The organism is Pseudomonas sp. RSB 5.4, from assembly GCF_037126175.1.
GTDB lineage: Bacteria > Pseudomonadota > Gammaproteobacteria > Pseudomonadales > Pseudomonadaceae > Aquipseudomonas > Aquipseudomonas fluorescens_H.
In genome coordinates, this window is the sequence record NZ_CP146986.1 from 1514525 (window position 1) to 1534363 (window position 19839).

Annotated in this window: 17 protein-coding genes; 14 read left to right on the forward strand and 3 right to left on the reverse strand. The window is 59.3% G+C overall.

Going from position 1 to position 19839, the window contains the following annotated elements:
- Positions 1–150 precede the first annotated feature (150 nt).
- The 6 genes from kdpF to V9L13_RS06755 are packed head-to-tail and all read left to right on the forward strand — an operon-like array spanning position 151 to position 8097.
- Positions 151–243 carry a K(+)-transporting ATPase subunit F gene (kdpF, locus tag V9L13_RS06730; RefSeq protein WP_003224886.1) on the forward strand — a complete coding sequence of 31 codons (93 nt, stop codon included), beginning with the start codon at positions 151–153 and terminating at the stop codon, positions 241–243.
- Positions 240–2012: a potassium-transporting ATPase subunit KdpA gene (kdpA, locus tag V9L13_RS06735; RefSeq protein WP_338801957.1), complete on the forward strand. Its 1773-nt coding sequence runs from the start codon at positions 240–242 to the stop codon at positions 2010–2012. Before kdpF ends, kdpA begins: the two co-directional genes overlap by 4 nt.
- Positions 2013–2022: 10 nt before the next feature.
- The gene (gene kdpB / locus V9L13_RS06740; RefSeq protein ID WP_338801958.1) at positions 2023–4101 is read left to right on the forward strand and encodes a potassium-transporting ATPase subunit KdpB; all 2079 of its coding nucleotides are present in this window, start codon (positions 2023–2025) and stop codon (positions 4099–4101) included.
- A 15-nt stretch (positions 4102–4116) separates the two neighbouring features.
- Positions 4117–4689, forward strand: a complete 573-nt coding sequence (kdpC, locus tag V9L13_RS06745; protein ID WP_262141867.1) for a potassium-transporting ATPase subunit KdpC — start codon at positions 4117–4119, stop codon at positions 4687–4689.
- Positions 4690–4711: 22 nt separating this feature from the next.
- Positions 4712–7411, forward strand: coding sequence for a two-component system sensor histidine kinase KdpD (gene kdpD, locus V9L13_RS06750; protein WP_338801959.1), 2700 nt, complete (start codon positions 4712–4714; stop codon positions 7409–7411).
- Positions 7408–8097: a response regulator gene (locus V9L13_RS06755; RefSeq protein ID WP_103519821.1), complete on the forward strand. Its 690-nt coding sequence runs from the start codon at positions 7408–7410 to the stop codon at positions 8095–8097. The genes kdpD and V9L13_RS06755 overlap by 4 nt, the downstream gene beginning before the upstream one ends.
- A 50-nt stretch (positions 8098–8147) precedes the next feature.
- Here V9L13_RS06755 and V9L13_RS06760 read toward each other — a convergent pair whose 3' ends face one another.
- Both V9L13_RS06760 and V9L13_RS06765 read right to left on the reverse strand, forming a co-directional pair.
- Complete coding sequence (locus V9L13_RS06760) at positions 8148–9293, reverse strand: serine hydrolase domain-containing protein (RefSeq protein WP_338802839.1); 1146 nt, start codon at positions 9291–9293, stop codon at positions 8148–8150.
- Positions 9294–9346: 53 nt separating this feature from the next.
- A complete protein-coding gene (locus tag V9L13_RS06765) occupies positions 9347–10414 on the reverse strand; it encodes a fatty acid desaturase (RefSeq protein WP_338801960.1) in 1068 nt (355 codons plus the stop codon).
- 318 nt (positions 10415–10732) lie between these two features.
- Between V9L13_RS06765 and V9L13_RS06770 the strand changes: the two genes are divergently transcribed.
- Positions 10733–11374, forward strand: a complete 642-nt coding sequence (locus V9L13_RS06770) for a recombinase family protein (RefSeq protein ID WP_262141863.1) — start codon at positions 10733–10735, stop codon at positions 11372–11374.
- A 28-nt stretch (positions 11375–11402) separates the two neighbouring features.
- Here the strand turns inward: V9L13_RS06770 and V9L13_RS06775 are convergent, their stop codons facing one another.
- On the reverse strand, positions 11403–11996 hold the full coding sequence (locus V9L13_RS06775) for a TetR/AcrR family transcriptional regulator (protein WP_338801961.1): 594 nt from the start codon (positions 11994–11996) through the stop codon (positions 11403–11405).
- Positions 11997–12192: 196 nt separating this feature from the next.
- On the opposite strand from V9L13_RS06775, the gene V9L13_RS06780 reads away from it, so the two are divergent.
- From V9L13_RS06780 to V9L13_RS06810, 7 genes are all read left to right on the forward strand, one after another.
- A complete protein-coding gene (locus V9L13_RS06780) occupies positions 12193–12870 on the forward strand; it encodes a type 1 glutamine amidotransferase domain-containing protein (RefSeq protein ID WP_338801962.1) in 678 nt (225 codons plus the stop codon).
- A gap of 96 nt (positions 12871–12966) precedes the next feature.
- The gene (locus tag V9L13_RS06785) at positions 12967–14091 is read left to right on the forward strand and encodes an alkene reductase (protein ID WP_338801963.1); all 1125 of its coding nucleotides are present in this window, start codon (positions 12967–12969) and stop codon (positions 14089–14091) included.
- Positions 14092–14333: 242 nt separating this feature from the next.
- Positions 14334–14894 carry a GTP cyclohydrolase I FolE gene (gene folE / locus V9L13_RS06790; RefSeq protein WP_226499362.1) on the forward strand — a complete coding sequence of 187 codons (561 nt, stop codon included), beginning with the start codon at positions 14334–14336 and terminating at the stop codon, positions 14892–14894.
- A gap of 107 nt (positions 14895–15001) precedes the next feature.
- A complete protein-coding gene (locus tag V9L13_RS06795) occupies positions 15002–15544 on the forward strand; it encodes a DUF3833 domain-containing protein (protein WP_338801964.1) in 543 nt (180 codons plus the stop codon).
- A 32-nt stretch (positions 15545–15576) separates the two neighbouring features.
- Positions 15577–15882 (forward strand): DUF6482 family protein, encoded by a 306-nt coding sequence (locus tag V9L13_RS06800; RefSeq protein WP_047597295.1) that lies wholly within the window; start codon positions 15577–15579, stop codon positions 15880–15882.
- 25 nt (positions 15883–15907) lie between these two features.
- Positions 15908–17446: a cryptochrome/photolyase family protein gene (locus V9L13_RS06805; protein WP_338801967.1), complete on the forward strand. Its 1539-nt coding sequence runs from the start codon at positions 15908–15910 to the stop codon at positions 17444–17446.
- A 159-nt stretch (positions 17447–17605) separates the two neighbouring features.
- On the forward strand, positions 17606–19795 hold the full coding sequence (locus V9L13_RS06810) for an ATP-binding protein (protein ID WP_338801968.1): 2190 nt from the start codon (positions 17606–17608) through the stop codon (positions 19793–19795).
- The last annotated feature ends 44 nt before the right edge of the window (positions 19796–19839 follow it).

Here is a 19839-nt window from a genome sequence, read left to right on the forward strand (position 1 = left end):
CCTTTTAACAACTTTCCAGGCGCGCGCTTAGGCTTTCCTCAACACGGGAGGAAACACCATGGACTTCGTCTATTTGATACTCGGTGCAGTGTTTTTCATCAGCTTGATTGGGCTGGCACGCGGTTGTGCGGCGCTCAACAGGAGGCGGTCATGACAGGGTTCTATGTGTTTGGCGGCATCATCGCCGCCGGTTTGCTGGTGTATCTGGTTGCCGCGCTTCTGCTCCCGGAGGACTTCCTATGACCACTCAAGCCTGGACTCTGCTCGGAGTCTTTCTGCTGGTGCTGGCGGTTCTGGCCTGGCCACTCGGGCGCTGGTTGACCGCAGTGATGGAGGGCCGGTTTCGCCTCGGCTCACGCATCGAGTCGCCGCTGTATCGACTGGCCGGCGTCAGTGCTGAAGCACAAATGAGCTGGCTGCAATACGCCCTCGCGCTGATCGTCTTCAACGCGCTGGGCATGCTCGCGGTTTATGCGCTGCAACGACTGCAGGGTGTGCTGCCGTTCAATCCCCAGGGATTTGGCGCGGTGACGCCCGACTCTTCGTTCAACACCGCCGCCAGTTTCGTCACCAACACCGACTGGCAAGGCTATAGCGGCGAGGCGACGCTGAGTTACCTGACGCAAATGCTCGGCTTGACCGTGCAAAACTTCTTGTCGGCGGCCACCGGCATCGTGGTGGCGGTCGCGCTGATTCGCGGATTCGCCCGTCACAGCGCCGCCAGCATCGGCAACGCCTGGGTCGACTTGACCCGTGTCACCTTGTGGGTGTTGCTGCCGCTGTCGCTGATTTTCGCGCTGTTCTTCGTCAACCAGGGCGCGATCCAGAATCTTCAACCTTACAAACAAGTCACGACGATGGAGGTCATGCAATACCAGGCGCCGGTGCTCAATGATGCCGGGCAGCCAAGCCTCGACGCCAAAGGCAATCCTCTGACCACAGCGGCCAGCACCGACAAGCAGACCATTGCAATGGGCCCTGTCGCTTCGCAGGAAGCCATCAAGATGCTCGGCACCAACGGCGGCGGGTTCTTCAACGCCAACTCGGCCCACCCTTTCGAGAACCCGACAGCCCTGAGCAACTTATTTCAGATGCTCGCCATCTTCCTGATCCCGACGGCGCTGTGCTTTGTCTTCGGCCACATCGTCGGTGACATCCGGCAAGGCTGGGCGTTGCTCGCGACGATGACGATCATCTTCGTGATCGCGGTGGTAGCGGTCACGCATTACGAGCAACTGGGCAACCCACAATTCTCGGGCCTGGGAATCGACACGGCGGCGGGCAACATGGAAGGCAAGGAACTGCGCTTCGGCATCAGCGCCTCGAGCCTGTTCACTGCGATCACCACCGCAGCATCCTGTGGCGCCGTGGTCACCATGCACGACTCGTTGACGCCACTGGGCGGCGCAGTGCCGCTGATCCTGATGCAACTGGGTGAGGTGGTGTTTGGCGGTACCGGATCGGGCCTCTACGGCATGCTGGTGTTCGCCATTCTCGCGGTGTTCATCGCCGGGCTGATGATTGGCCGGACGCCCGAGTACCTGGGCAAAAAGATCGAAGCCTACGAAATGAAGATGGTCGCCATCGCGATCCTCGCAACGCCGTTGCTGGTGTTGTTCGGCACCGCGATCGCGGTCATGGCCGAGGCCGGGCAACTCGGCGTTGCCAACCCCGGCGCCCATGGCTTCTCGGAAATCCTCTACGCCTTCACTTCGGCGGCCAACAACAACGGCAGCGCCTTCGCCGGCCTGTCGGCCAACACCCCGTTCTACAACGTGATGCTGGCGATCGCTGTCTGGTTCGGGCGCTTTGGGGTGATCGTGCCGGTACTGGCGGTGGCCGGCAGCCTGGCGGCGAAGAAACGTCTGGCCGTGACCGGCGGCACCATGCCCACGCATGGACTGCTGTTCGTGGTGCTGCTGATCGGCACGGTGCTGCTGGTCGGTTTGTTGAACTACGTGCCGGCCCTGGCGTTGGGGCCAGTCGTCGAACACTTCATGATGATCAAGTGAGACCACGGCCATGACTCGCAAATCGTTCTCCTTGTTCGACCCGACACTGCTGGCCCCGGCCATGGTCGAGTCCCTGCGTAAACTCAGTCCGAAAATCCAGTGGCGCAACCCGGTGATGTTCGTCGTCTACATCGGCGCGATTATCACCACTGCCCTGTGGGTTCAGGCTCTGCGCGGCCACGGTGAGGCCGGCAGCGGTTTCATCCTCGCCATCGCCCTGTGGCTGTGGTTCACCGTATTGTTCGCCAACTTCGCTGAAGCCCTGGCCGAAGGCCGCAGCAAGGCGCAAGCGGCGTCCCTGCGTAACCTGAAAAAGGAAACCTGGGCGAAGAAACTGCGCGAACCGCGCTACGGTTCCGAATGGCAATTGGCGCAATCAAGCGATCTGCGCAAAGGCGATATGGTGCTGGTGGAGGCCGGCGATCTGGCCGACTCGATGATCCCCGCCGACGGTGAGGTGATCGAAGGCGCAGCCTCGGTGGATGAGTCAGCCATTACGGGTGAGTCGGCCCCGGTGATCCGCGAATGTGGCGGCGACTTCTCCGCTGTCACCGGCGGCACCCGGGTGCTCTCGGACTGGATCGTCGTACGCGTGACCGCCGACCCCGGCGAAACCTTTGTTGATCGCATGATCGCCATGGTCGAAAACGCCAAGCGACAAAAGACCCCCAATGAAATCGCCCTGTCGATCCTGCTGGTGGCGCTGACCATCGTGTTCCTCGGCGTGACGGTAACGCTGCTGCCCTTCTCGCTGTACAGCGTTGCGGTGGCGAAGTCCGGCGTGCCAGTGTCGATAACGGTGCTGATCTCGCTGCTGGTCTGCCTGATTCCCACCACCATTGCCGGACTACTGTCGGCCGTGGGCGTGGCGGGCATGAGCCGCATGATGGAGGCCAACGTGATTGCCACCTCCGGGCGCGCCGTGGAAGCCGCCGGTGATGTCGATGTATTGATGCTCGATAAAACTGGCACCATCACCCTGGGCAACCGCCATGCCTCGGCGTTCCTGCCGGCGCCGGGCGTCAAGGAAGCGGATCTGGTCGATGTGGCCCAGTTGGCTTCGCTGGCCGATGAAACCCCGGAAGGACGCAGCATCGTGGTGCTGGCCAAACAGCGCTTCAACCTGCGTGAACGGGACATCGCCGCCCTCGACGCGCACTTCGTACACTTTTCTGCACAGACCTGCATGAGCGGCGTCGACCTCGGCGAGCGGCAACTGCGCAAAGGCGCTGGCGAAGCAGTCCTGCGCCATGTGCAGAGCCTGGGGGGACACTTTCCCGAAGCGGTGCAATCGATCGTTGAAGAAGTGTCCCGTCGCGGCAGCACACCCTTGGTGGTGGCCGACGGCGCGAAAGTGATGGGCGTGATCGAACTCAAGGACATCGTCAAGGGCGGCATCAAGGAGCGCTTTGTCGAACTGCGGCGCATGGGCATCAAGACTGTGATGGTCACCGGCGACAACCGCGTTACCGCAGCAGCCATTGCCGCCGAAGCCGGGGTCGATGACTTTCTTGCCGAAGCCACGCCCGAGCAGAAACTCGAACTGATCCGCCGCTATCAGGCTGAAGGCCGGTTGGTGGCCATGACCGGCGACGGCACCAACGACGCGCCGGCACTGGCGCAGGCCGACGTTGCCGTGGCGATGAACTCCGGAACACAAGCGGCGAAGGAAGCCGGGAACATGGTCGATCTGGACAGTAACCCGACCAAATTGATTGAGGTGGTGGAAACCGGCAAGCAGATGCTGATGACACGGGGTTCGCTGACGACCTTCTCGATTGCCAACGACATCGCCAAGTATTTCGCTATCGTCCCCGCCGCGTTTGTCACCACCTACCCGCAGCTCGCCGCGCTGAACATCATGGGGCTGACCAGCCCGAATTCGGCGGTGCTGTCGGCGGTGATCTTCAACGCGCTGATCATCATTTTCCTGATTCCGCTGGCCCTCAAAGGCGTGAAGTACCGCCCGGTCGGTGCGGCCCTGTTGTTGCGCCGCAACCTGCTGATCTATGGGCTGGGTGGCGTGATCGTGCCCTTCATCGGCATCAAGTTCATCGACATGGCGCTGGCCGCCGTCGGCCTGGTTTAAGCGAGGATTACTGTCATGACATCTCTACTGCGTCCAGCGTTGACCTTGTTGATTGCGCTGTCACTGATCACCGGCCTGGCTTATCCGCTGCTGACCACGGGCATCGCGCAACTGGTTTTTCCAGCGCAAGCCTCTGGCAGCCTGATCGAAAGAGACGGTAAACCCGTGGGTTCGCTGTTGATCGGTCAAGGCTTCAGTGACCCGAAATACTTCTGGAGCAGACCGTCTGCCACCAGCCCCATGCCGTATAACGCACAGGCCTCGGGCGGCTCCAATCTGGGGCCACTGAATCCGGCATTGATGGACGCGGTGAAAGGCCGGATCGACGCCCTGCACGCCGCCGATCCGGGCAATACCGCGACGATCCCCGCCGACCTGGTCTACAGTTCCGCCAGTGGGCTGGATCCGCACATCAGCATTGCCGCCGCAAAGTATCAGGCGAACCGGATTGCACGGGCGCGCAACCTGCCCATTGCACGGGTTGATCAGTTGATCGCTGAACAGTCGGAAACCCCGCTCCTCGGATTTCTCGGCGAACCACGGGTCAATGTCCTCGCTCTGAACCTGGCACTCGACGCCGCTCATTGAACGCTGACACACGGTGAGCCTGATGGCCGACCAACGCCCTGACCCCGACCTGCTGCTGGCGCGGATTCGCGAAGAAGCCGCGCAAGCCGAACGTGGCCGCTTGAAGATCTTCTTCGGTGCCAGCGCCGGGGTGGGCAAGACTTACGCCATGCTCGCTGCTGCGCATGCGGTCAAACTGCAGGACAGCAAAGTGCTGATTGGCGTGATCGAAACCCACGGTCGCGCCGACACTGAGGCACTGACCGAAGGGCTTGATCGGCTGCCGCTCAAACAGGTTGTCGATAAGCAGCGTACCGTCACCGAGTTCGACCTGGATGCTGCACTTGAGCGTCATCCCCGGTTGATCCTGATTGACGAACTGGCTCACTCCAACGTGGTCGGTTCCCGTCATCCAAAACGCTGGCAGGACGTTGAGGAGTTGCTGAGCGCCGGGATCGATGTCTGGTCAACCATGAACGTCCAGCACCTGGAAAGCCTCAACGACATTGTTGGCGGCATCACTGGCATTCGTGTCTGGGAGACCGTGCCCGACCATGTCTTCGACAACGCCGACGAAGTGGTCATCGTCGACTTGCCGCCCGATGATCTGTTGCAGCGCTTGAAAGAAGGCAAGGTGTACCTGCCGCAACAGGCCGAGCGCGCGGTGCAGAACTTTTTTCGCAAAGGCAACCTGATTGCCCTGCGTGAACTGGCTTTGCGTCGCACGGCTGACCGCGTCGACAGCGACATGCTGCAGTACCGCCAAAGCAGTTCGGTGAAACCGGTCTGGGGCACGCGCGACTCATTGCTCGCCTGCGTGAGCCCGCATGAACAGGCCGAGAAAATCATTCGTTCAACGGCCCGTCTGGCGGCTCAGCTGAGTGTGCCGTGGCACGCCGTGACCGTCGAAACGCCTGTCTTGCAGCGCCTGCCCGAGACCAAGCGGCGGCGGATGCTGGCAACGCTGAAGCTGGCACAGGAGATGGGCGCGCAGATCGCCACGCTGGCCGGTCAGGACATCGCCGAAACACTGGTCAAATATGCCCGGCAGTACAACCTCTCGAAAGTCGTGGTGGGCCGCGACGAACATCCTCAGCGGCGACTCTGGCGCAAAGCGCTGGCCGAGCGCATCGGTGAGCTGGGCGCTGACTTTGATGTGATTCAAATCTCGCTTCCGGCCAACCGACACGCGCCAACCGAGACTCGCACCCAGACCGGCAGCGGCCCTGTCGTCTGGCGCGACTATGCCTGGAGCGTGCTGATCTGCGCGGCGACGACTGTGATTGCGTTGCCCATGCTGCATGTGTTCGAGCAAGCCAATATCGTCATGGTCTTCCTGCTCGCGGTGGTCGCGGTGGCGGTTCGCCTGGGGCGCGGCCCGGCGATTCTGGCGGCGTTTGTTTCGGTGGCTTCGTTCGACTTTTTCTTTGTCGCGCCGCGCTTTTCGTTCGCCTTCGCTGACGCTCAATATCTGGTGACCTTCAGCGTCATGCTCGTCGTAGCCCTGGTCATCGGCCAGATGACTGCGGGCCTGACGTATCAGGCGCGGGTTGCGCAGCGACGCGAAGACCGGATGCGTGCGCTGTATGACATGTCGCGCTTGTTGTCGGCAGCACTGATGACCGAACAAGTTGCCGAGATCGGCGCGCGATTTCTCTCCGCCGAATTCGGCGCCCGCTCGGCACTGCTGGTCGCCGATGACCACGACAAGCTGGCGGCACCGCTGATCACCGGGGAGGCGCCACTGGTGGACGTTGCGATCGCCCAGTGGTCATTCGACAAATCCGAACCTGCCGGGTACGGCACCGACACCCTGCCCTCCAGCCCGACCCTGTACCTGCCACTCTCGGCGCCCATGCGCGTACGCGGGGTGCTGGCGGTGCAACCGCGCGATACCACGCGACTGGTGGTACCGGAGCAGCGACGACTGCTCGACACCTGCGCCTCCCTGCTGGCGATTTCGCTGGAGCGCATTCACTACATTCACGTCGCCCAGGACACCACGGTGCAAATGGAGTCCGAACGGCTGCGCAATTCGTTGCTGTCAGCCATCTCTCACGATCTGCGAACCCCGCTTTCGGTGATGGTCGGGTTGGCCGAAGCGCTCAAGCTGACTCATCCGCCCCTGCCCGCCGAAGCGGCCGAGATCGCCAGCGCCGTGGGCGAATCGGCGCTGCGCATGAATACGCTGGTCAACAACCTGCTGGACATGGCCCGCCTCGAGTCTGGCAAGGTCCAGTTGAATCGCCAGTGGCAGCTGATTGAAGACGTGGTCGGTAGCGCGCTGCGAGCCATTGCGCCGACGCTTGGCGAACGGTCGGTGCACGTCGCACTGGACGACGATCTGCCCCCCGTATTCATCGATGCGGTGCTGATCGAGCGCATCCTGATCAACCTGATCGAGAACGCCATCAAATACACTCCGAGCAACACCCCAATCGATCTGGGGGCCAGGGCCACGTCAGATCACTTCGAGCTTTGGGTGGCCGACAAGGGGCCGGGCTTGCCCTACGGCCACGAAGAGGACATTTTCAACAAATTCATGCGCGGCAAAAAAGAAAGTGCGATCCCCGGTGTCGGTTTGGGCCTGGCCATCTGCAGGGCCGTTGCGCACGCCCATGGCGGGACGATCGAAGGCGTGACGCGGCCTGAAGGCGGAGCCTGTTTTACCTTGCGCCTGCCCCTTGAAACGCCGCCGGATATCGAAACCCTTGCGCAACGCAGTGACGAGGAGCAGCCATGAGCGAATCATTGCCCCGTGTTCTGATCATTGAAGACGAGAAGGAAATACGCCGATTCGTGCGTATGGCCCTGCAAGCCGAAGGTCTGGAAGTGCATGAGGCCGACACCTTTCACCGAGGTCTCGTCGACGCGGGAACGCGCCGTCCCGATCTGATCGTGCTCGACCTTGGCTTGCCCGACGGTGACGGTATCGATCTGATTCGCGATGTGCGCAACTGGTCACCGGTGCCCATCATCGTGCTGTCGGCGCGCGGAGCGGAGTCCGACAAGATCCTGGCCCTGGACACCGGTGCCGACGATTATCTGGTCAAGCCGTTTGGCACCGGAGAGCTTCTGGCCCGCGTCCGGGCGTTGCTGCGCAGACAAGCCAAGGATGCCGAAAACAACTCGGTGTTCAGCTTCGGCGAAGTGCGCATCGATGTTGAACGACGTGTCGTCGAACGCAACGGCGCGCCATTGCATCTGACCCCGCTGGAATACCGCTTGCTGGTGCATCTGTGCTCGCACCCTGATCGGGTTCTGACCCACCTGCAATTACTGAAGGCGGTATGGGGCCCCTCGCATACCACCGACACCCCTTACTTGCGTGTATTCATGGGCGGTTTGCGCAAAAAAGTCGAGGTGGATCCGTCCCAGCCACGGCATCTGGTGACGGAAACAGGGGTGGGTTATCGCTTTATTCCTTGAGAGGGGCCAGTTGCTGATCAGCGATCATTGTGGGGCGTCTGCTTTCTCGCTCAGAGCGCCGCATAGACGAGGGATGACAACCGGCCAGGGCGCGGATCAATCATCGAATGACTGCCCGACGTCGTGGTGACAAAACCGAAGCTCACTTGCGTTTCGGGATCGGCGAAACTGATCGGGCCGCCAAGGCCGATATGACCAAAGGTGCCCGGGCCCATTGCGTGGGAAGCTGCGGGGTCGCGTTGCTGCTCCAGCATGCAGCCCAATCCGTAACGCATTGGGCGCATCCATACCCGATCCATGCCATGACTGTGCTCTCGAGTGAACTCACTGAGCAGTTCGCGACCGATAAAGTTTCCCGCCAGTAATGCACTATAAAAACCGGCCAGGCCGTGAGCCGTCCCATGTGCGCATACAGCCGGTTGCCGATAGGCCCACCAGCGCGGGTCACTGGTTCGTCTAGGTACCATTCCGGGGTTGGTGAAGGCGAATGTCGCGATGTGCGATGGCTCGCTTTTCAGCACTGTTCGCAACGCTTGCGAGTAAGGGTCCCCGACTCGCCCTGTGGCACTGTCGAATCGCGCGATACGGTGAAAGTGTTTTTCATCCACGCCAAGGTGAACGTCGAGGTCATGGGGATCCAGAATCTCCTCATGGATAAAGACGCATGGATCTCGTCCATCCACCCGACGAATCAACTCACCGAGAATCCAGCCGAAGGTGGTGGTGCCGTATCCCAGGTCTGTTCCCGGTTCCCACCAAAGCGGCTCGGCCGCCAGGACCTGCACCATATGCTCCCAGTCATACATCCTGGCGTTATGGTCGGGTGCTCGCAGCGCCGGCAGGCCTGCGGTGTGGTTCATTACCTGACGCAAGGTGACCTTTGCTTTCCCGCTTTGGGCGAACTCAGGCCAGTAACGGGCCACGGGCGCATCCAGCTCCAGCTTGCCCTCCTCGACCAACATCAGAACCGCCACGGCGACATAGGGTTTTATGACGCAAAAGGTATTGGCGAGCGTATCGCGGGCCCAAGGCTTCGTGCCCTCCAGATCCGCCATGCCGGCCCAGAGGTCGACAACCATTTCTCCGCCCACCTGCACGCAGAGTCCGGCACCACGCTCCTGCGGATCATCAAACATGTCCTCGAAAGCCTGTTTGACCGCTTCGAACGGCTTCGCACACATCCCTTGCGCTCTCATATCAGGAATCCTCGTCTTGAAATGCTTCAAACAAATGATGTTTGTGAAGGAACTCAACCACGCGACCGGGTTTGAGAGTGCTCCATGGAAAAACGATTCGCCCGTTTGTAAGTGCCAAAGTCATTGAATCTGACCCCCGCCTCTGCCATGACCTTATGCGCATAAGGTGCCGTCATCTGACGCAGATAGAACGGGTCTCGCACAACGAAATGGTGAATGCTGTGAGTGCTGCCGAAGTTGAAGCAGAACATCTGAAACGGCCACAACCACCAAGGGTTCATTACCTGTGTTTGCTGTAACGCATTGCGCGGAGCAACGTCACCATAATAGTGCATATTTGAACTAATAAAGAACAGGCAGAACTGCCGTATCATATTTGGCGCAATAAGGATGACCACTGCACTATTGACGATATTCATTAATTCCAGCGTCGCGGCAGAACTGTAAACTTCCGCCCCCATGATTGACCCAAGTCCGATATACAAATGGTAGCCGAGGAATACATGCCAGCATCCCCAATACAACAGACCGAACGGTGTATTGAGTCGAACAATCTTGCCTAACAATCTTACCTTTTGCCGCCATCCCGGCGCTAAAATCGCATTTAGAAAACCAAACAGAAATCCATCGATCAGTTTCAATAACCGCAGTATTCCCCAAGGGTTGCCGCTGGTCGTGATCCACGCCTCGACATCCGAAGCAGTTCCGGACTCCTTATGATGATGAAAATGCAGATCGCGTCTTAACCAGGGGCTGGGCATTCCCGGCCGGGCCAGCCAGCACAAAAACATCATGGCATTATGAGCCAGCGGTTGTTTTCTGAAATAAAGCCGATGGATCAAATCATGTTCGATTTCATGAATGAACGAAGTCAGCAGCGCGTTGATTAAAATACACGTCCATCCTGGGATGAAACCCTTCAGGTAAAGGCCTCCCGTAACGGCCATCCCCACCAGGGAAAACGCCATGACACTCGCCCCCAGAGCATTCTGATACTGCAGGAGCGGATAGCGCTTGCGCAGGTAATTTCCGTGTTCGGTAATTCGCCGGGTTACTTCATCAATTTTTTCCTGATCGGTATTCAGGCGATCAATTTCGATGGCTTTCTTCAAGACATTCATCAATTCATCCTCTGCTTGCGTCGGGGTATTGCCAGCCTCGTCAAGCCGGACAAATCAGTGGTTTGAACGCTAAAAACCAGGCATTCAAGTTAGGTGCGCGAGTTCGCGCACTTCATTCAAGAGATGCGAAGCCGACTGTTTTCAAAAAAATTGCTAGAATCATTCCAGGCTTCAAAATAATAAGGTAAGTTCAGGTCTTTGCAACTGTGTATTTTGGGCGGGTTCAGCGTTACAGTTATTTGTGTAAGGAATTAATAATTTAGTTACAGCTTGTACAAGTTCAGAAGGACTGCGTACAAGTATTGCCAAGGAGGCACCATGAGACTGCACCGCATCAGATATTTCCGGCTTTCTCTAGCAAATTCCAAGGACACGTTAGAGAAACTAACGAGCCAAGATGTATTTGACGCAGCGTTTTGCGATAACGCAGCAGACAATGGCGTGAATCGCGCAGGCCTTGAAAGGCTGATTCGCTACATACAATGCGGGGACACTGTGGTAGTGGACAGCATGGCATCGCTCACTACCAGTACCGAGCAACTGTGCACCATCATTCGCCGGTTGATTGAAAAGCAGGTAACGCTGGAGTTTCTTCAAGAAAACCTGATTTTCCGGCACGACTGCCTTGAAGTTGTGGAACCCATCATTACGGTAATGGAGCGGCTCGCAGAGTTTGAGCGCAATGCGACGAGGGAAAAGCAGGCAGCAGGAATTGCCACCGCAAAGATTCGCGGATCCTACAGAGGTCGCAAGAAAAAACTGTCTGACAATCAGGTTGTCAGCTTAATTCACCGAGCCCGCGCCGGAGAAAGTAAATCCAAATTGGCGCGTGACTTTGATATCAGCCGGCAGACGCTTTATCGGTACTTGAATTCCATTCACAACGGTTCAGACGGTCGTCAGCGTATTGCAACTGAGGACAGAGATCATGGCGAAGCCGACCACTCGGCCTGCTCGTAACGATGCAGGCGTGCGCGTGGCTAAATCGCTATAAGCCTTTGTTGTCCAGAAGCCGCTTCGTCATCAACATCGACGTCTGCAACGATTGTCCCGTTCGCTGCAGCTTGTTCAACAAACTGGCGCCCAACCAGAGTTGATAAAGGGTTTCTGCCAGTTGGCGAGCGTCGGTATCCGGCAGACTTTTATCCAGCTGCCCTTCTTCCAGGCACGTCGTGATACGCGCAACGATGCGCTCGGCGCCGTCACGCAGCGTGAGTCGCATTGACTCGGACAGGTCGGCGACTTCCGCACTCAACTTCACCACCAGGCACTCATCGCCATGGCCTTCCAGGGTGCAACGATTCTGCCAGCCCTGCCAGTAATCCATCAGCCGCTCGTAAGCGCTTAGCCCAGGCAGAGTCAGGCGTCGTTCCATGTCTGCGAGGTAGCCGACAAAGTAATCCTCGAGCAGCGCCTGCCCGTAGAGCTCTTTGGATTTGAAATAGTGATAGAACGAGCCCTTGGGCACACCGGCGGTCTGCAGGATCTCGCTCAGGCCAACGCTGGTGAAGCCCTTTTCGGCCATCATGCGGTGGCCAGTGTCGAGCAAGTGTTGGCGAGTATCGTCGTAGGTCGGTTTCATGGGGCGCAAAATACCAAACATTAGACCAGTCGTATATTTCTGATGAGCAGCAGTTTGCCACAGTGACCACTCGAGGACACGGTCGCAAAAATTTACTAGACGACCGGTCTAATATAAATCTATTCTGTGCCCGTCACTCCTTCCGAGGTGTCGCAGACGAACCCGTCGAGGACACCAGACCAACACAGGGCGCTCTATGAAAATCTTGATGGTTCTGACTTCCCACGATCAGCTTGGCACCACCGGCAAGAAAACCGGCTTCTGGCTCGAAGAGTTCGCAGCTCCCTATTACGCCTTCAAGGATGCCGGTGCGCAGATCACCCTGGTATCGCCGGCCGGCGGCCAGCCACCGCTCGATCCGAAAAGCGATGAACCCGATGCACAGACCGCTGAAACCGACCGCTTCCGCAAAGACCCTGCTGCCCAACAGGCGCTGGCCAATACCGGGCGCCTGGCGGATGTCAATGCTGGCGATTTCGATGCCGTGTTTTATCCCGGTGGCCATGGCCCGCTGTGGGATCTGGCCGAAGACCAACACTCGATCGCCTTGATCGAAGCCTTCGACCGCAGCAACAAACCTCACGGTTTTGTCTGCCATGCACCGGGCGTTCTGCGTCACGTTGTTGCTGCCGATGGCAAACCGTTGATTCAAGGCCGGAACGTCACCGGTTTCACCAATGCTGAAGAAGCCGCTGTGGGCCTGACGGATGTCGTGCCGTTCCTGATCGAGGACGAATTTCAGCGTCTCGGTGGGCGTTACTCCAAAGTGGCTGACTGGCAGGTTCACGTGGTGACCGATGGTCAACTGGTGACGGGTCAAAACCCTGCCAGCTCGGCAGCCGTCGCTGAAAAACTGCTGAAACTGTTGGCCTGAGCCCTCCAGCGCCCCCGACACCGTGCGCATCCCGCACGGTGTTTTTTTTACCGCATTACTAGTCGACTGGTCTAATAAGATCAAAACAGGAATTACATGAAAAACAGCCCTTACTTCACCCCCGTCACCCTGGGCCTGCATACCTTGAAAAACCGCATCGTCCTGCCTCCCCTCACCCGCCAGCGCAGCACACAACCGGGCAATGTCGCCAACGCGTTGATGGCCGAGTATTACCAGCAACGTGCCGGCGCCGGTCTGCTGGTCACCGAAGGTACGCAGATCGAGCCTCGCGGTCAGGGCTACGCCTGGACCCCTGGCATTCATACCCCTGAACAAATTGTCGGATGGCGCAAAGTCACCGAAGCGGTGCATGCAAAGGACGGCGTGATATTCGCGCAGCTTTGGCACGTCGGACGTGTGTCCCACACCGCGTTGCAGCCCGATGGCGCGGCACCCGTTTCAGCGTCTGCCATCGCCACCGAGCGTGTCAGTGTGTTCATCGAAACCGCGCCGGGTGCTGGCGAGCTGGTTACACCCTCCGCGCCGCGAGCGCTGAGCACCGATGAAGTCCAGGAACTGGTTCAGCTTTATATTCAGGCGGCGCGCAATGCGATGGACGCCGGCTTCGACGGGATCGAACTGCACTGTGCCAACGGCTATCTGGTGAACCAGTTCATTTCTGCCCACAGCAATGTGCGCACCGATCAGTACGGTGGCTCGCTGCACAACCGCCTGCGTTTTCTGCGCGAAGTGGTATCGGGTGTCGCCGAGTGCATCGGCAAGGAGAAAGTCGGCGTGCGGTTCGCGCCATTGTTCACCACCACCGATGAAGCGCGAACCTATCTGGGCATGGTGGAAGAAGACCCGCACACCACTTATATCGAAGCGATCAAGGTGCTTGAGGATGTGGGCATTGCCTACCTGTCAATCGCTGAAGCTGACTGGGACGACGCGCCCGTGATGCCGCAGACCTTCCGCCGTGCAGTGCGCGACACCTTCAGTGGCGCGATCATCTATGCCGGGCGCTACAACGCTGAGTCCGGCGCACAATTGCTTGAGTCGGGACTGGCCGATCTGGTGGCTTTCGGTCGTCCGTTCATGGCCAACCCGGACCTGCAGGCGCGCATCGCCAATGACTGGCCGCTCAATCCGTTGAATCACGCCACGGTCTACGGCGGCAATGCCGAAGGCTATGTGGATTACCCGACCTACAGCGAATAATTCAGCCAATTCGCACCGCGCTCCCATTTTCCCGGGAGCGCATCCTCTCCTCCCCGCTACACCCGCCACCCTCACGCGCTGCGATGTGAGGTTCTCGCATCTGCACAAAAAAGATCTCCGATTCATTGTCAGGTGGATTTTTTCAGCCTATCTTGAATAAAACCTATACAAAGCACTTCATTGCGTACAACTCTTCCGCTATGGATTGGCCCTCACGCACAGCACCGCCGCGAGAACCCTGAATGAATCCTCTACTTGCCAGCCATTACCGTGAAATCCTCATCGGCGTCGGCGAAGACCCCGAGCGTGAAGGCCTGCTGGATACGCCCAAACGTGCGGCCAAAGCGATGCAGTATCTGTGCAATGGCTACACGATGAGCCTTGAAGACGTCACCAACGGTGCGCTGTTCGAGTCGCAGAACGATGAGATGGTCATCGTCAGTGACATCGAGCTCTATTCCCTGTGTGAGCACCACATGCTGCCCTTCATCGGCAAGGCGCACGTGGCGTACATCCCCACCGGCAGAGTGCTGGGTCTGTCGAAGGTAGCGCGCGTGGTGGACATGTTCGCCCGTCGCCTGCAGATCCAGGAAAACCTCACCCGGCAAATCGCCGAGGCGATCCAGCAGATCACCGATGCCGCCGGGGTGGCCGTGGTCATTGAAGCAAGACACATGTGCATGATGATGCGCGGCGTGGAAAAGCAGAACTCGATCATGACGTCCTCGGTGATGCTCGGCGCCTTCCGTGACAGCTCCACGACGCGTCAGGAGTTCCTGCAATTGATCGGGCGGCGAAGTTGATTTCCGACCTTCGACAGGTGCGATAAACCTGTACACGGCAAACCCACTGTACAAGCACGATATTCCCAACTTCACCCTCCATACCTGTGCACTCAGGGAGAACGGCAATGGCCCGACTTGTGCTCTTACTGGCTCTGTTACTCGGCGTTGCAAGCTGCGGCAGCGTGGATGTCGCCCGCTATGCGGATCAGCAACCGGCGCTGGATCTGCAGCGCTTTTTCAGCAAACCCGTGAAAGCCTGGGGGATGTTTCAGAAGCGCTCCGGAGAAGTGGTCAAGCGGTTCGAGGTCAACATCGTCAGCCATCGTAAAGGCGACAACCTGATTCTCGATGAGCACTTCCTGTACAGCGACGGCACGCGCCAACGTCGCGTCTGGACCCTGACGCCGGAGGGCCAGGGACGCTGGAGCGGTCGTGCGGGTGACGTGGTGGGTGTCGCCACAGGCCAGGTCGCCGGCAATGCGTTGCACTGGCGTTATCACCTGAATCTGCCGGTCGATGGCTCGACCTATGAAATGAGCATGGACGACTGGATGTACCAGATGGACGAGGACACGCTGATCAACCGCACCAGCATGTCCAAGCTCGGTGTTGAAGTCGGCCAGGTGACCTTGTTCTTCCGTCGCCAGGGCGCGGGGGAAAACCAATGAACAGTGCTGAATTGATAGGCAAGGAGTGAAGCATGAATCTGCAAACCCTGACCGAGCGTGCGGCCAACAGCGAAATACGTGAGCTGGAACTGCTGTCGCTTGAAGGTGGTTTTTACCTGGCCCGCATCCGTCTGGATCACGGCCAGTTCACCTTGCTCGACGACGCGGCGAAACCGATGCACTTGCGTTCAATCACCCATCTGCGTGACTTGCTGCAGACTGTGCCGGCATTCCCCTGCGTGCTGGTGCAGCAATGCGTGCACGACGAAATGTGCGGGCGTGATAGCGGGCCCGTCGAAGAACTGCGCATTCCGTTTTCGCTGACCACACCGTTATGAAACGAATGCTGCCGGATCGCACTGAATGAACCAGAATCGTCGGTTGTGCCTGGTGCTGGGCGATCAGTTGTCCTTCGACCTGGCTTCATTGCAGGCACTTGATAGCGAGCGCGACACCGTGCTGCTGGTCGAGGTCATGGAAGAAGCCAGCCATGTGCCGCACCACCCGCAAAAAATTGCCCTGATCTTCAGCGCCATGCGTCATTTCGCACAGGCACTGCGAGATCAGGGCGTTCGTGTCGAATATGTAACCCTGGATGATCCGCACAATAGCGGTTCAGTGCCGGGGGAATTACACCGTTGGCAACAGCGGCTGCAGGTCGAGGAACTGCACATCACCGAGTGCGGGGACTGGCGACTGGAGCAGTCGATCAAGGACTGTGGTCTTCCCGTTTATTGGCACGCCGACACGCGTTTTCTGTGCAGTCGTGCCGAGTTTGCCGCTTGGGCTGCCGGCAAAAAGCAGTTGCGCATGGAGTTCTTTTATCGCGAGATGCGCCGCAAGAGTCGCTTGCTGCTCAACGGCGACGGCACGCCGGTGGGCGGCGCGTGGAATTTCGATGCGGAAAATCGCAAGGCCCTGCCCAAAGGCGTGAAGGCCCCCTACCCGGTCCGCTTCAGCAACGACGCCATCACCCGTGAAGTGCTTGCGTTGGTGAAGGCGCGCTTCAGCCAGCACTACGGCACACTCGACGACTTCAACTACCCGGTCACCCATGCCGACGCGCAGGCGCTGTGGGCATACTTTCTGGATTATGGTCTGGCAGGATTCGGCGACTATCAGGACGCCATGGCCAGTGATGAACCGTTCCTGTTTCATGCGCGGATCAGCGCCGCACTCAACATTGGCCTGTTGGATTTGCGACAGCTGTGCAGCGATGTCGAATCGGCCTATTGGTCAGGAAGGATTGCGCTGAATGCGGCCGAAGGCTTCATTCGCCAACTGATCGGCTGGCGAGAATATGTGCGCGGCGTGTACTGGCTGAAAATGCCGGACTACGCACTGGGCAATGCATTCGGCAACAGCCGGCCATTGCCCGAGTTCTACTGGACCGGTGCTACGCAGATGAACTGCATGCGCCAGGCCATCGGCCAGAGTCTGCAGCATGCCTACGCGCATCACATTCAGCGGCTGATGGTCACCGGCAATTTTGCCCTGCTCGCCGGCATCGCGCCGAGCCAGATCTGTGAGTGGTATCTGGCCATCTACATGGACGCCTTCGACTGGGTCGAGCTGCCCAACACGCTGGGCATGGTCATGCACGCCGATGGCGGTTATCTCGGTTCCAAACCTTATTGCGCCAGTGGCCAATACATCAATCGGATGTCCGACTACTGCCGAGGTTGCGCCTACAAGGTCAGCGAAAGCACGGCGGACAATGCCTGTCCGTTCAATTCGTTGTACTGGCATTTCCTGATGCGCCACGGTGATCTGCTGCGCGGCAATCAGCACATGGCGATGATGTACAAGAACCTGGACCGTATGCCGCAAGCCAAGCAGGATGCGTTGTGGCAACGCGGGCAGAACCTGTTGGCCCGCCTGGATAATGGCGAGTCGATTTGAAATGAACGCTCGCTTGCGCGGGTGGTGAAACTTAAGCACAGCGCGCCCGGTCAACGGATGATCGGCGCTCGAGTCGCCTGCGAGCGCAACGTCCACTGCTCGCGTTGTGCCTACGCGCGCTATGAAGCCAGACCCTGAAAATTCAACAAAGCAGGTCACATGGATACCCTTGAACACCTTAGTCGCGAAGCGCTTGAGTCAGAGGTAAGGCGATTGCGCGCGGCGCTTCAGAGCACCCTGGTCGACACGCAGGTCGTTGACCTCGATCGCGACATGGCGGCGCAACTGCAAGCCAGTCGGGATGCGCTCGCCCGCAGCGAGGCACGCTTCATCACCATTCTGGAAACCATCGAATCGGCGTTCGCCATCGTCAAAGTCAAATTCGACGCCGACGATAAACCCGTCGACTACTACTTCGTCGAAGCCAACCCGGCATTCGAACGCCAGTGCGGGGTCAACCTGCGCGGCAAATGGGTGACAGAGTTCGCGCCCAATCTGGAAAGCTTCTGGTTCGAGACCTACGGTCATGTGGCCAAGACCGGCGAACCGGCGAACTTCGAGAACTACGCCAACACCTTCGAACGCTGGTTCGACGTGCGCGCGGTGCGTGTCGGCGATCCGGCTGACCGGCAGATCGCGATCCTGTTCAACGACGTCACTCAGCGGCGCGACGCCGAGGAGCGCTTGCGTGCCAGTGAAGCGCTTGCGCGGGAAAACGTCGAGCGTGTGCAACTGGCGCTCGCCGCCGGCGCGATCATCGGCACCTGGCACTGGGACTTGCCTACCGATCGTTTCGCGGTGGACGAAGCGTTCGCCCGGGTGTTTGACCTCGACCCGGCGCTGGGCCGCGAAGGGCTGAGCCTCGAGCAAGTGATCACCACAGTGCACCCCGACGACAAGGACGGACTGACCAGCGCGATCAACGAAGCCATCGGCCGTGGTGGTGCCTACTCCCACCAGTACCGTGTGCGCCGCGGTGACGGCAAATACCAGTGGATCGAGGCCAACGGCCGTGTGGAATGTGCCGATAATGGAACGCCGCTGCGCTTTCCCGGCGTGCTGATCGATGTCGAGGAACGGCGCAATGTCGAAGCGGAGCGCGACCGCGCCATCGCTGCGTTGCGCGCGCTCAACGATACGCTGGAGCAGCGCGTGTCATCGCGCACCGCAGAGTTGATGCAGGCCGAAGAGAAACTACGCCAGTCGCAGAAAATGGAGGCCGTCGGCCAACTGACCGGGGGCCTGGCACATGACTTCAACAATCTGCTGGCCGGCATTTCCGGCGCGCTGGAGCTGATGGGCGCACGCATAAGCCAGGGCCGGCTGAGTGAGGTTGACAAGTACATGGTCACTGCCCAGGGCGCGGTCAAACGTGCAGCCGCACTGACCCACCGCCTGCTGGCGTTCTCCAGACGCCAGACCCTTGATCCGCGGCCAACCGATGTCAACACGCTGATGACCGGCATGACCGAACTGATCCAGCGTACGGTCGGCCCCAGCATCGTCCTGGAAACCCGCGCCGCGCCCGAGCTATGGCCAACGCTGGTCGATGCCAGCCAGTTGGAAAACGCCCTGCTCAACCTGTGCATCAACGCGCGCGACGCGATGCCGGACGGCGGGCGCATTACCATCGAAACAGCCAACCGCACGCTGGACTGCGAGACGGCGCGCACCCTGGACATGCCCGAGGGCGAATACCTGTGTCTGTGCGTGACCGATACCGGCACCGGCATGACCGCGGATGTCATCGCCAAGGCCTTCGATCCGTTCTTCACCACCAAACCGCTGGGCCAGGGCACGGGGCTGGGGCTGTCGATGATTTACGGTTTCGCCAAGCAGTCCGGTGGCCAGGTGCGCGTGCATTCGCAGGTCGGCCATGGCACCGAGATGTGCATTTACCTGCCTCGTTACCATGGCGAGCCCGTGGCGAATCAGGATCACAAGGACAATGCGCCGGCCGCTTTGCCCAAGGCAGGCGAGACGATTCTGGTTGTGGACGACGAGCCTACGGTGCGTGCGCTGTTGACTGACGTACTCGGCGATCTCGGCTACACCTTGATAGAGGCCGCTGACAGTGTGGTTGGGCTGAAGATGTTGCGCTCGGACATTCACATCGACTTGCTGATTACCGACGTCGGCTTACCGGGTGGCATGAACGGTCGGCAACTGGCCGACGCCGGCCGGGAAATCCGCCAGAACCTTAAGACCCTGTTCATTACCGGGTACGCAGAAAACGCGGTGATTGGCGCCGGTCAATTGGGCCCGGACATGCAGGTGCTGACCAAGCCGTTTGCCGTCGACACGCTGGTGGCGCGGGTCAGTGACCTGATGGCGATGAAATCCGAATGAGCGACCGTTGCGACGCTATAACCCCAGACAGAGTGGCTGCGGCC